Genomic DNA, 13,542 nt, shown 5'->3' on the forward strand with positions numbered 1-13,542 from the left:
CAAATTAGTCGACAACTAAAGTACGTTTTTTATAAAGTGCTCTAAGCCCTTAGATGAGCATATGCTAACCCTTCTTTGTATTTGCTGAATACCATCGTAATAAAGGCACCAGAATAATTACAGGGACAGGGGACACAAGGAAATGCAAGAGGTGGCTAGTAAGGATTGTAATGGAAAAATTAGGACCAACCAGTTTGTTGGTTACCAGTAGCAACAGCGAAGCGACAGCTATAATGCCGTAGAAAAGAAGTACGTATCGTCGTTGAGTAGGGTAGGGTAAGAGCAAAAAAAGCAGTGCCAAACAGACCGTTACATACAACAGACTATATAAGATAACCGCTGGAATACTATGCGGTCGATTCATAGTCTGACCGATCACGCCACCTTGTTCAAACAATCTAGGTAGATACGCTGCAACGCCTAGAGCATCGAATAGGCTTTGACAAAAGGTACCGAGTACGGCATATAGCTGCTCAGCGAAAAGCGAAGCACTAAATAAAAGAAGGACTAATAATAAACAGCACCCTATGCGAATAATTCTATTGTCAGTAAGCCTCTCCAATGCTGGTTTGGGATCTTCATTAATGAGGCGTTTAAGCGTGGACATGCGGAGCCGAGTTAATAGGGACGCGAGGTGCTAGCCGTGTAGCCCACCAGATCCATAAAAGAAAAATAAACCCGTATACGATGAAGGTAAATGTAAAGTGATGATTAAAATCTACGGTCTGGTGCCAGTAAATATGATTAAGACAAAGGGCGGCAACACGTAATATATTGATGCTATAGATTAGAATCAAGCCCATGGGAATGAACCACAATTTATATCGGATGGGCCCGGGAAAAGCTAACACAAATCCAGTGAACAACGCGTATAATACTAGTCCGTCACAATAATATCCAACCTTAACGGCAGGTGTATTGGATAAAAGAATCAAATTTGCTTGTTCCGGGGATACGACGGCATCAAAGCCTACCAGGCGCAGTACGGCGGCTCCAGCCATGGCGATATTTTGCGTTAAGGCGGCATCCAATCGACCATCAATAGCCAAGTAATGTTCATACCCAAAAAGCCACACCAAATAAAGGCTTCCGGCTATCAGCATAAAACGTAGAAGAGGATTCATAGCTAGTATTATACCTTTGACATTATATAAATAAGACATTGCTGGATTAAATAGCTCTGCGAGTAAGCAGGCTATTTAATCCAGCTAGTAATGCTTATTACTGTGCCTTACTAAGGCGAGCCTTACTAATGCGGCGCAAGGCATAGGCTGCTCCCCAGCAAGAAGCAAAGAAGCTCCTCCGTCAATTGGGACATCGGTGGGGCCACCATTCCCTTTACCGTTGCCTTGATTACCTTGGCAATTTCCACACTGGTTGGGTTCTCCAGGATTACCGTTTTGAGCCTGAGCAGGTGTGATTGTTAGCCCTAAGAGGAAGATTAGAGCTGACAGGGAAAAAAAACTCACAAGTTTTTTCATAAGAGTACTATTTAAAAAGGTGAAAAAGGGAAAAATAAAAAGGGTAAAAAGCTACTAGTAAGTTGTTGTTTCCTAAGTAAACTAAAGAAATTTATTCTGGCGTAATAGATAAAATAGGCATGTAAATGGCTAAAGCTCAACAGCTATCAATACGGGCAAGTCTCGATTAGAGAAATAATAATACTACATGAAAATGGGTTTTCAAACAGTTTTATCCAAATTTATTTGGTTTTATTTATATATTATAACATTATTGGTTTTATATAACTTATAAATTTCTTCTATTTGAATAGAAGAATACTTAAATTAATGCCTCAGACATGCGATTGGGCCTGTAGCTACTAATAGTTATTTGTATGGGACGCCTTGGCTTATTGGTAGCTGTATTCACAGCCTGGGAATGTGGTATTGGTTCGCTAGCTGCTAGCGCTCAAACTAAAATTTTTAATGCAAGCCCAACGGGGCGGCCTAGTGAAGCGATTAGTTTACAAGGCCATTTTAGTGCGACAGCCAAGGTTTACCTTGCTCAAGGAACGGGTACAGCTATTACTCCCCCATCCTAGTGCAGAGTGCGGGGCAGGCTACCGTAGCTATTCCCGACAACTGGCCGTTAGACATGTATAAACTTTGGGTAGGGGACAGCACCACCCAAAGTCCTGTCGTCTATATAAACCGCGCTAGAGGGATGCATTATGACTCCCCGAAGTCATAGCGGGGGGGACGGTGCGCATCTTTGGCCGAAATTTAAGGCTTGCCGAGGGCAGTTGTAGTGTTCGGTTCGTGCAGCATGATTCAGGTGCTTCTACGGACGCAACCATCGAGGAAAGTGGAGCCGAGGAATACAAAATCCGCGTTAACATTCCTCCCAGTTTAACCGCTGGCAAGACGTACGATGTCTATATAACAAACGGGCTGGGGGGCTTATTAGGAGAAACTAAAGTAGAGCAACCCCTTACTGTTATTGAAAGAAACACTAATCCGTATGACCTCCCTGTTGGCTGGGGCCATAAATACAACTTTACTCGTAACATCTACAATGTAAAAACTGATCCTCGCCTCACAGTAAAGGCTATAGGAGATGGACTAACGAATGATAAACTAGCTATTCAAACAGCAATAAGTGTCGCTAAAAAAGCGGGCGGAGGGGTTGTTTTCTTGCCAGAAGGTATCTATAAGTTGCTCCATAGTGGTTGGGGGGCTTGGAAATGGGAGACCGTGTGGTACTAGCAGGGGAAGGAATGGATAAAACGGTGCTCCGCTATGGGTACAATAATGAGAGTGGTATCGGACTACGCCTCAATCCTGGGGTAAAAACCACTGGGTTTGCCGATTTAACTATTGAGAATATATCCGATGGTGGACAGTGGTCTACCAACTTAAGTGCATCGGGGATTGAGGAATTCTTTATGCAGCGGGTGCGCTGGAAGCTGAATATAGGTAGATGGCTGGACATAGCCGACGCCAATAAAGTATGTATCGTCAACTGTGACTTCACCCAAGGAATAACAGCTACAACCGGTTATCGAGGTCCCTTGCGCATGGATGGCAGCAAGAATGTTGTGTATGCAGACAATAAAATAGTATATGCAAATGATGGGCTGCACTTTGGCCATACACGCGCAAATGGTGGGGCGCAAAATATTGTGTTTGAGAACAACAAAACCTACCGGGATGGTAGTGCGCGATGGCCTGGTAATGCTCGTGTTATAACGCACGTCACTACGTGGGATTTTGCCCGTAATGTGGCTATCCTGAACAATACATTTCAAGTGATTAATGGACGCCCGCAGAATACTAATGACGGGGAAACCATTCTAGCTGAACAGGGAGCTAATTATGTACCTGATGAGTCCATAGGCACCGTAACCAGTGCAACGAGCAACACCCTAACTGACAATACAAAATCATGGGGAAGTCTAGTGCAACCTCGGGTTGGGGTAGGCATTGTACAGGGCAAAGGAATGGGCCAGTGGCGGCAGATCACCAGTCGTACTGGTACTACCCTTACCCTGAAAAGTAATTGGGAAGTGATACCTGATCACACGTCCCGGTATGCGGTCTGGACATGGGGGGCTGAAAATTGGCTGGTGCAAGGAAATGTAATGGAAGGTAACCAACGCGGGATTATGTTGTCGCAAAACGCTAACCACGATATAGCAATCGTCGGTAACACCTTGACTAATAATGGTTCAATTGATATTGCTCCCTTCCAACGAGAAACGACAAACTGGCACACCACCGTTGGGATGTATCCTACCTGGAATATACAGATAGTAAAGAACTCGGTTTCCGACCTTAATGGCGAAATGGGGGTATTTATTGGCGTTCATCCGACGCAGCATATTCAACAAAAGCCTTTTGGCACCTTAGCGCTTGGCGTAGAGATGCGAAATAATTCGCTCACAGCGCATACCCCAATGCAGTAGCGCGAGTGGACGATAATTTCCCCAATGGGTACCTCAATTATTTAGAGTTCCATAAGCTTACGCACAATTATGTAGATGAAGGTATTCCTGCTATACTAGGCAGTATCATTCAAAACAATAGTGCAACCAACTGCGACAATGCCGTTTATCTTAACTCCGGTACGTACAATGCGGTTGTATGTAATACCAGTTTAGTTAATACGGCAAATAGCATTAAGGATAAGACCTTGCAAGGACTGAATCATGCCTCAGTCCATACAAGTACCTGTGCGGACGCTACCACTGGTCAACTCCCGCTAGCAGATCCAAAAACTAACCTGCCCATTCCCAGCAGTGCTGGCCTAACTCGTTTGCTGCCCCTTACCGGTTCTGCTCCCAGTGGACCGATTACTGCCTTCGCTATTAGCAAGTTGCCGTCCGTCACGAGTGGCGTCCTCTATATTAAAGAGACTCCGATAGCAAAAGATACGGTCGTATCGATTGATCAAGCAGCGTTGGTAAGCTTTCAGCCTAGCCTTAACTATACTGGCAAAGCGAACTTTGCCTATAGCGCTATTGATAGCAAAGGCAATAGTAGCTTACCAGCTACTTTTAGTATTCCCATCATTTCCCCGCCCCCGTCCAACAAATACAATTCACCGTTGAAGCTGATAGCGCAAACGCATTTCTACATTGGGAAACAGCCTCCGAAACGAATGTCAAGCACTTTACGGTGCAGCGCAGTCTCGACGGGCTTTATTTCACTGCAGTGGAGCAACTAAATGGGCGAGGCAGCCTAACATCAGCCAAAACAACCTATAGCTACCAGGATATAGGTATCGGTAAAACCCTTAAGGGCCCTATCTACTATCGATTAGAACAAGTTAATACTGATGGTTCAATCCAGCATAGCCTCGGGCGATCAATCGACTTTCTGACGAAGAATGCCTCTAAGGTCAATATCTATCCCAACCCAACCAACAACAATTTATTCGTGGTTTTATTGGCCCCCTCGGCGCTACTTGAAATTTACTCAGTAGCAGGGGCATTGATACAAACTACTTATACGGCTACCAGAGAGAGTGTACTCAATGTGCGAAAACTTCCAGCCGGGGTATACATTTTGTTAATCAAAACCCAGGTGGGCGGTCAAACACGGCACTATTTTATTAAAAATTAAAAGACAAAAATAACCTAAACACAAGGTATAGGTTGTAATGCTAATACTTGAAACGATTTCATAATCCTGTCAATTTCTAAGTATCGATCCGCGTAAGAGCGAGCATTTATTTTAATCTCATCATTAAGTTCATTTAAGGCTTCTGTTAAACCCTTATATAACGCTACTTGATTTTCTGGTTCAACAACCAAAGCTATATTGTGTTTCTTAATCATAGAGCTAAGGCCAGAATCGTTATTAGCTGTTACTAAAGCTAACCCCCCAATAGCCAGTATGGTAGTGAGTTTAGAAGGCATCACTAAATCACACGTACTACATTTTTGAATAACTAAATGAACATCAGCTAGGTTGAGAAAACTATTAAATTTTTCAAGCGGCTGCACTGGAAGAAACAGGAGGTTGGTAAGTTTTAACTCTTGGGATAACTCTATTAAGTGTTCTTTATAGGGCCCGGATCCACAGATAATAAATTTAACATTCATGTCGCATTCTCCGAATCGTTTTGCGACAGACAAAATGTTTTCTAATCCTTGCTTTTCCCCAATCGCACCTGAGTATAAAACAATTCTTTCGGCGTTTCTAAATCCAAATAATGATTTCAGTTTGCACTTGTCTTGGATAGGGAAGAAAAGGCTGGTATCGACCCAATTGGGGAAAAGGTGAACCTTTTTTTCGGATTTTTCATATATTTTGATTGCCATGGCTTCCGATATGGTAGTGATGAAATTCGCTTTGTTGAAAATAAACTTTTCAATTTTTAATAATAACTTGAACAAGAAGGTAGATTTAATCATATGCAGATCTCGAGCGGCCTCGATTTGCATGTCTTGTATATGATAAATAAAGGTAGATTTTTGTAAAATTTTACATAAAATTCCTAATAAGCCGAGTTTAAAAGCGGGAGCGATAGTAATTACATATTCAAACTTGTGTTTGCCAAGCAAGTGAATTACTTTGATTAATGCCGTAAATAGAAAAGATAAATCTAAAATAACCCTTTTGATTCCCGAAGGCCTGGATGGCACGTAAATGGGACAGCGACAAATTGTGGCCTTACCTCCCGCTGGATAGGCTACAACTTCTGTTGTAAAGGAAAAGCGATTTTTAATATAGGGTTCTTGAACCTTCCAGTAGGGATAATACGGATAGGTAGTTATTACGGTACAGTTGTATCCTTGTTTAGCAAGCCAAGCAATCATCTCTCCATTATATTTGCCTATTCCAGTAGGCTCTGGGTAGAAATTATAGCCTATCAATAAAAGGTTTTTTTTGCTAGTCATCATGGCGTTTGATTGTTTAATAGCATGTCTTTAAAATATCGAACATTTTTCGTTGTCCGCTATGGGAAAGATGAATATTATCTCTGTAATCCTGGGGTTGCATGTTATAATCTAATTCTTTAACTAATCTTATTTTGTTACTTTCGCAAAACTCAATTATCAGTTGCCCATGTGCATTGTAGCGCCGGAATCTAAGTTCGCTGATGTCAGCATGCAGATAGATAGTTAACGGTATTTTAGCACTATCACAGTAAGATTTAAAAGCACTAAATCCGTTATTAAAGTTTGCGCCTCGCTTATATTTATTTATTAATAGTTGATCGGTTTTGCTACTGGTTACGCGCTCTTTTTGAGTGAAAAAATCTTTGATGTAAGGATAGTAAATGTATCGTACTAGGACCTCACAGATTGCTGAATGATATTGAGTATTAGGATAGTTAGGATGAATGCCAACTATTTTTTCAAAAGTCATATTATCATAAGCATCGTGAGAGCTTACTACCAACAAAACACCTTTAGCCCTAAAGTTGCCATATTTCTTTAAATAAGCATAGCAATTGTCTGGACCCCACGATCCCGCGCTAATGTTAGTGAATAATACATCCTTCTTGTATTTTTTGGACAGGTAGCTAGAAAGCATAGTTGTAGCCAAGCTATCTTGATCGGTCAAGGCGCCCCCATTTAAGATAGAATCGCCGAATCCAAGGATAACAGTTGAATCAGTAGTTAACACTTCTCGGTTCCTTTGAGAAAAGGAATTATATACATTATTGTGACCAAATCTTTGTTTTGATTGCGGAACAGGAATATACTCCACATAGGGATCTTCTTTAAATAAAATCGCATTGCCAAATCCCAAATATTCACGCAATCCTATCTCGGTAATAGATAAAAATAAAATAAAGATAATAATCACATAAAATAGATTTATCCTTGGTATTTTTTGCATACTCAAGCTTGAACTAAGCCGAGAATATTTTTTAGTAACGGTATTCATATCTGGGAACACTTAAGATAAAAATATATTCGAACTACTTTTTTGTGATATTCTAACTTCGCATGGTGCGACCTCTGACGAAGGCTGCGGGATTGCCTGAATAAATTGACCAAGCATCCATATTCTTCGTAGCCACCGATTGCACCGTTAAAATCGAATGAGATTTACAAATAATTCCCGGGCAAACAACCGCACGAGCTCCAATCCATACGCCATCTTCTAATTGTATTTTTCCCAGGCGATAAGGAAAGCTACTTACCCTATAATCATGGTTGCCTGTAAGCAGCATGGCCCCTTGTGATATACTTACATTATTTCCTATGGAAACAGTATCCAGGTTGTCGATCCACACCGATTCTCCTATCCAACAATTGTTTCCGATGGTTAACAACCAAGGATATTTGATTCTTACTTTAGTTTTGATTACGATTCCCTCCCCTACGTGAGCACCAAAGAAGCGTAATAATATTTCTTTGAATTTATAGGGCCAAGGGACTGCAGTGTCAAAAACGTAGTAATTAAGTAAATACCAGGCAATTATTTTTACTTTAGAGCCCGCTTTGTAATCGCCTACATTAAATTTGGATAGATCAGTTTGCATTGAGCAACGAGTACATTAGTAATGTGACAGTTATTAAAAAATAAGCTCTAATATTCTTTTCAGGCAGCCAGGCAATACTATAAATCTAAAATTATGTATTCAATGACTGCATCCTTCCCTCCAAGCTAAACACAGTAGCAACTTTGCTGCCCAATGCTAATTCCATCGGTAAAGACCAATAATTGTAAGGCTGTTACAGCTTGTATTTTCAATGTATGGTTAAATTATTTAACAGAATGCGAAGAAAAATTTTTAATATAAATTCGGTAGCCTCATGCAGCTTAAAATTAGAAATCTCTTTTAAGTAAAAGTTTTTTTTGCTTTCGTTTAACGCCCATAACTTTTTATGAAAACAAATTATTGATTCATACTTTTTAACGCTTCTGACAATGTCTTCGCAGCTGCTGCAATACCAAAATTATTTTGGTACGCATCCAGTGCTCGCTGTCCCATCAGTTTTTTCTGAGCGGAGGGGGAATTTATCCAGCGTTCCAATAATTCTTGTGTGCCCGTTAAGGTGTCATCCGCCACTAATCCGCAACCGTTCGCTACAACCTCGCGCCAAATATTTACTTTATCAGTGATAAGAACCGGCTTGCTACATGCTAAGGCCTCCACTACTGCAATCCCAAAGTTTTCTTGATGGCTAGGCAGCACAAAGGCCTCGCAGCCGTAGAAAGCCCCCCACTTAGCGGCACCAGTAAGCATCCCTGGAAAGAAAACGGCAGATGCGGGTAGTTCGGCAGCTGCCTGACGCAGGCGCTGGCCGTAGGGCGAGTTCAGTCCTGGACCGGCAATGACGAGAGTTGGCATTTCCGCACAGGCGAAAGGCAGAGAAGTCGACCCCTCACCAAGGCCAGCGGCACGAGCACCACATGCCGCATCTTTAGCCAACTGACGAAAGAGGACTTTGTAACCGTTAATCAACAAATCGACGCCTTTTTTTTCGTCTATCCGGCTCAGAAACAGCAGATAGGGACGATTGTGCAACGCAGGGCAGGTTGCCAAAAAAGCCTCCTGCATCCGAGGTGTAAACGGGGGGGCGCTTCTACACCTAGCCCGACTACCAGTTCTCGTTGGGGGCGATAGGGGGTAAATGGCTCGTGGGCCAGTAGACGTTCCGTTTCACAAGTGAAAAGTAAGCCAGTGCTCTCGTTTACCACTCCCGCTTCGATCAGGTGCCAGTATGCCCAATTTCGCCACGCTTTCAGCCGCCGACCAGAAGCTCGCTGGAAGTAGGGGTCCAGCATGCCATGCGGCATGATAAACAGACCAGGCATGTTCCTTTTTTTAAGCCCTGCGACAGAGCTTTGCCCCTGCAATTGGCGCACGGCCTTGTGTACGGCGTAGCTATGATAAAGCCATAGGCCGTGCACAATCACGGCATCAAATCGCGATAAGTTCTCCAGCAGCCAAGGAAGAAAAGCGGGACTGTACCGCCAAGGCCCTCGTCCGGGGCCGAGGGTATGAAGGCGAAAGGAATCGGCCTGAATTTCTGGAGCAGCGGGAGCATCTAGGCTTACAACTTCACTAAGGTCTCCGAAGGGAGTTAACCCCACAATTATAGTGCGGACCGCTTGGGCAACCCCTCCCTGTTGGGGGTCCATACTGGCAACAGCGTGAAGCAGCCTCATTCGTTTGGAAATGTGTCAAGAATACTGTGATAAATTTCTTCTATGCGGTTCAATGCCATATTGGTCTCAAATCTACCCGCGTTGGTCAGCCCCACGGCCACAACCTGGGCCCGATCGCGCGGAGGGAGCGTAACGACCTGCTCGATAAGCAGCGCCCCGTCCTGCGCCCAAATGGTGGCATCGCCTGTCGCGGGCCGGCGTGGCAGGTAAAAGGCCGCCGTGCCTCCTACCTCCGTCATGGGCGCTTCACCGGTTGTAATGACTGGACAGCCCGAAGCCATAGCTTCAGCAATGGGCCATCCAAAGCCCTCAGCTAGTGACGGAAAAAGAAGAACCAAGGCTCCTGCATAAGCTAGCTGCACTAATTCATCCGGAACGCTGCTAAAAAAATGAATGTTTTTTGCATAAGGCGACTGAATTTGTGCTTGTAAAAGGCGGGGGTTTGGTTCTTCGCCCATTAATAAGAGTGGTAGGTCAACTCCCCCTTGTAAACGCCAAGCATTATAGAGCTCAATAACGCCTAAGCGATTTTTGTAAAACAAGTTGCCACCTACATGAAGCATGTAACCGGAAGCGAGATTTAAGCCCATAGCTTCCCCTACTAATAGCCGTGCTTTACGGGGGCCGAGTGGACTGTACTTCCGGTTAAGACCATTATATACTACGGTCGAGTACAGGGGTAATTGTGGAAGAAAGTGGTGCAGATCACGCTGCGTTTTTTCCGAGACCGAGATAAAATATTTTCCTTTTGAATAACCCCGGTGAATAAACGATTGATATAGCCGGCCAGTCCAGCTCGTTGGATTTTCCTGAATTTGACCTTTTGCCGATTGCTGCGCTAAAAAATCGTGACAATGAATGATATGGGGGCGATCATGAACTAAGGGGACCCATGGACCTAGCGCTTGATCAGTGAAGACAAAGAGCGTATGGGGAGAGCATAACTTAATTCGAGGTTGTATTTGGCTGGGAAATAGGATGTACTGATCTATATAGCCCAACCATTTTTTCAACGCTCTTGGGCCCGCTAAGCGGCAAAGTCTGGGGGGGGGGACCAAATTTCTACCTTATGCCCGCGTTCACGCATCCCCTCTGCAAGCATCCGGGCGAAACGAGGCATGCTTTGAGAATCTATAAAATTGGGATGGGTAAAAAAAACAAGCTGCATGGCAGATTCTTATTAAGTACGAGTAATAAAGTGGTTAGCCAATACGCAAATGGGTCAAAATTTTGCGGCAAATGTTCTCATTTCCAACTTGTAGTGCTAGTACTCGTTTTTGGCCCGCTACCCGTATATTCTCCCGTAGCGAATCATTCAAAAGTAGCCTGTGGCAAATACTTGCGCACTCCTTGGCATCGGCCCAAAAAACTGCTTCTTTTCCTTCCTGATACATTTCCAGATGCTCCGTTGTGCGTTCCGCACATAATAAGCCCGCGGCAAACGGTACTTCTAAGGATCGTTGGGTATGGAGATCACGATTTCCTTTTGAGAGTAAACCGAGGCAAATTTTGGATCCCTGAATGGCAGCAACATAATCGCGACCGCTCAAGGAGCCCCCACGGTAGGCAATTTGCAACTTGGCCCAATGCGGTGATTTTTTCCAACGGCTACCCCAAATACTAAGGGGAAGACCTTGTTCTAGGAGGTGGAGCAGGAACTCATCCCGTTTTTCATAGCGCATCCAAGTGCCGATAAAAATCACTTCGGAGCGAAACTCGGTTGGAATATGTGTTGGGTTCAGAAAAGGTTGATGCGCAACCTCGTCATAGCTTCTTATCACCCTCATCACCTGTTTCGCTCCCAAGCTTAGGCATTCTGCTTCCGTTTCTTTACGTACTACCACTACTAAATCGTACAGAGGCAACGCTTTTAACAAGGAGTCGAACCTTCGACCATCTCTGTGGCCTGTAGGGTCATCAACATTGTAGAGTAATATGGGACATGCTAGTCCTTTTAAACCGGCAATGGCCGTAGGCCCAAAGAATTCACCGCTATCCACCCAAACGAGATCAGGCTTTGGTATTGAATCAATAATTTTACTTAGCCAGGAACGTATGGGTGATTGCAAAATCCGGTAGCCCGTCCGGTAATGAATAGGGTCAAGCCATGAGGATCCCATGAATCCAGTAGCCGCCGCCGCAGGATTATGATGCGAAATAGTATGTCCTAGCCGGGCAAGCGCTTGCGCCCGGTGGAGGGATGTAGAGCCATGCGCATCACATCCTAAATAAAGAATATTTGCCATCACTTGCTCTTGTTCTATTCAGTAAATTATTGGAATACCCTTAATAAATCGGCTGGCTTTGGGGCTTAACCCGTCGGGAAGGAGCAAATCCTGTTAAGGCCTTATCCAAAAAATAAGTGAGATGATATAATACGAAATATAAGATAATCATTTGCAGCCAGCCACGTAACAGAAACGCACCAATTTTTTCTACACTTTCTGCTGGAAAGAACTGAAAAATGGGGGTTAGGAATAACAAGCCGCAAAAACTAAAGCGCAGTTTAGTATGAAATGCTGCTGTCGGTTGGTGCAGAGCACGTGTTTGAATAGTTAACTTATCATATAAGAAATAAACCGGAATTATGCCTACCCCTAATATTGCTAAATACCACCAGCCAAAGGCAGCCATACCGGTGCCAGCAAAATGACCAGTAAAAAAACTGCCTAGTGCTTGAGGTTTCGCATAAACTTTAGAAAAAAGATAATCCCCAAATGATACTTGGTTAACTGATCTTTTATCGAAGTTAACTCCTAATAGGTTCAATACGGGCGAAGGTAAATTGGCCAAAAAATGATTGATGGTAAAATCAAACACGTCGGGATCATATTCACTTATTTTTGAAGATAGTAATAAACTAGTATCGTTGTATTTTAAGTTAGAAAACCTAGCTATAAATATATTATTTAAATAGTGCTCATCCCAATCCTGCTTTTCAGAACTCTCAGCCATTCTATATAACCGAATAGATTCTTTGTCGTGGAACGCTTCTAACGTTAAACTTACAAGCTCGGAATAGGGGATGTCATTGCGTTGTTGTCGTACCAGAACCATAGCCGTACCAATATCAGCTACCGGTCCGGTAAAAAGCCAGAAAGAAGTTAAGGCAATAAACAGATACCGTAGTGTAAAAAAACGGGCCTTGTAATATCCTAGTAGAAGTCCCAATGCATAGGCGAATGCTAATGAAGCAAATCCAATCATAAAAGTGCCACGGCTATTGCGCGCAATACTTATAGCAAAAATGGCAATAGTGTAAGCGGTTAATAACAGCGCAGTTCTTTTCGATAATGGTTTTGCTTCGCCGTATAATTTAGTGAATGGAATAAAATAAGGAGCGTATGAGAATGGAACTAAAGCTTCTATAAACTTATCTGTTGCCGTTCCAACTGTCTTGGTTGCTGTTAAGGCATACAAATAAACATAAAAGGTAGCAGCCAATCCAATGAATCCCATAAGCCACAATTGCAGGGCACTAGGAGGAGTAAAGAATTTATATTTCTCCAGAGTTGACACCCTTCTTGTACTAAACTGCTCCACTAAACCCCGATATAATACGTGCGCCAGTATTAATATAAGCAATGCAGCAAATGAATGGAAAAAAACCCGTAATGGCAGTTCCAGATTGAAAATGAGCGGTTTTCCTTCTAGCAAAGTAAAGATTAGGGGGAAATAAAATTGAGTCGATACGTATCCTATTAAAATAAAACTAGACAAGGGATAGGTGTTTATATTTTTATAGCTGAGTACAGCACGGCAAAGCAGTAACCACGCAAGAATTACAGCTCCGGTGGCAATGCTATTATCTAAACTGCCAAATAAAACAACTTGGAATAAGGAAGCGAAGCCAAGTATGATCCAAGACCAGCGAATAAAGGCAGGAAGAGATTGCTCTTCCTGTCTAGATAAGACAGTCCTAAGGTTCCAATGGATATAAGGGGGCTGCGTTTTCATCAACTTG

The 13,542-nt window shown here is 43.1% G+C and carries 13 protein-coding genes; 3 read left to right on the forward strand and 10 right to left on the reverse strand.

All coding sequences use genetic code 11. The features are described from left to right. Positions 1-64 precede the first annotated feature (64 nt). Both H9L05_RS26905 and xrtX read right to left on the reverse strand, forming a co-directional pair. Entirely contained in the window at positions 65-607 is a 543-nt protein-coding gene (locus tag H9L05_RS26905) for an XrtX-associated membrane protein (protein WP_188548696.1), read from the reverse strand. After that, positions 594-1,124, reverse strand: a complete 531-nt coding sequence (gene xrtX, locus H9L05_RS13955) for an exosortase X (protein ID WP_229743166.1) — start codon at positions 1,122-1,124, stop codon at positions 594-596. Before xrtX ends, H9L05_RS26905 begins: the two co-directional genes overlap by 14 nt. Before the next feature lie 1,080 nt (positions 1,125-2,204). Here xrtX and H9L05_RS23760 point away from each other — a divergent pair. The 3 genes from H9L05_RS23760 (at position 2,205) to H9L05_RS13970 (ending at position 5,066) form a co-directional block, all read left to right on the forward strand. Continuing rightward, complete coding sequence (locus H9L05_RS23760; RefSeq protein WP_223284432.1) at positions 2,205-2,708, forward strand: glycosyl hydrolase family 28-related protein; 504 nt, start codon at positions 2,205-2,207, stop codon at positions 2,706-2,708. Between the two features lie 11 nt (positions 2,709-2,719). Then, on the forward strand, positions 2,720-3,907 hold the full coding sequence (locus tag H9L05_RS13965) for a hypothetical protein (protein WP_187731484.1): 1,188 nt from the start codon (positions 2,720-2,722) through the stop codon (positions 3,905-3,907). A 712-nt stretch (positions 3,908-4,619) separates the two neighbouring features. Further along, positions 4,620-5,066, forward strand: a complete 447-nt coding sequence (locus H9L05_RS13970) for a T9SS type A sorting domain-containing protein (protein ID WP_187731485.1) — start codon at positions 4,620-4,622, stop codon at positions 5,064-5,066. A gap of 14 nt (positions 5,067-5,080) precedes the next feature. Here the strand turns inward: H9L05_RS13970 and H9L05_RS13975 are convergent, their stop codons facing one another. The 8 genes from H9L05_RS13975 to H9L05_RS14005 form a co-directional block, all read right to left on the reverse strand. Continuing rightward, on the reverse strand, positions 5,081-6,349 hold the full coding sequence (locus H9L05_RS13975; protein WP_223284433.1) for a WcaI family glycosyltransferase: 1,269 nt from the start codon (positions 6,347-6,349) through the stop codon (positions 5,081-5,083). A gap of 13 nt (positions 6,350-6,362) precedes the next feature. Further along, a complete protein-coding gene (locus H9L05_RS13980) occupies positions 6,363-7,262 on the reverse strand; it encodes a hypothetical protein (protein ID WP_187731486.1) in 900 nt (299 codons plus the stop codon). Positions 7,263-7,395: 133 nt separating this feature from the next. After that, on the reverse strand, positions 7,396-7,944 hold the full coding sequence (locus tag H9L05_RS13985; RefSeq protein WP_187731487.1) for a WcaF family extracellular polysaccharide biosynthesis acetyltransferase: 549 nt from the start codon (positions 7,942-7,944) through the stop codon (positions 7,396-7,398). A 357-nt stretch (positions 7,945-8,301) separates the two neighbouring features. Beyond that, on the reverse strand, positions 8,302-8,967 hold the full coding sequence (locus H9L05_RS23765) for a glycosyltransferase (RefSeq protein ID WP_223284434.1): 666 nt from the start codon (positions 8,965-8,967) through the stop codon (positions 8,302-8,304). Then, positions 8,904-9,578, reverse strand: a complete 675-nt coding sequence (locus H9L05_RS26910) for a glycosyltransferase (protein WP_394368433.1) — start codon at positions 9,576-9,578, stop codon at positions 8,904-8,906. Before H9L05_RS26910 ends, H9L05_RS23765 begins: the two co-directional genes overlap by 64 nt. After that, positions 9,575-10,591, reverse strand: coding sequence for a glycosyltransferase (locus H9L05_RS13995; protein WP_223284435.1), 1,017 nt, complete (start codon positions 10,589-10,591; stop codon positions 9,575-9,577). The genes H9L05_RS26910 and H9L05_RS13995 overlap by 4 nt, the downstream gene beginning before the upstream one ends. Before the next feature lie 189 nt (positions 10,592-10,780). Further along, complete coding sequence (locus H9L05_RS14000) at positions 10,781-11,824, reverse strand: CgeB family protein (protein WP_187731488.1); 1,044 nt, start codon at positions 11,822-11,824, stop codon at positions 10,781-10,783. A gap of 40 nt (positions 11,825-11,864) precedes the next feature. Next, a complete protein-coding gene (locus tag H9L05_RS14005; RefSeq protein WP_187731489.1) occupies positions 11,865-13,535 on the reverse strand; it encodes a hypothetical protein in 1,671 nt (556 codons plus the stop codon). Positions 13,536-13,542 lie beyond the last annotated feature (7 nt).

The organism is Hymenobacter qilianensis, from assembly GCF_014489555.1.
Lineage (GTDB): Bacteria > Bacteroidota > Bacteroidia > Cytophagales > Hymenobacteraceae > Hymenobacter > Hymenobacter qilianensis.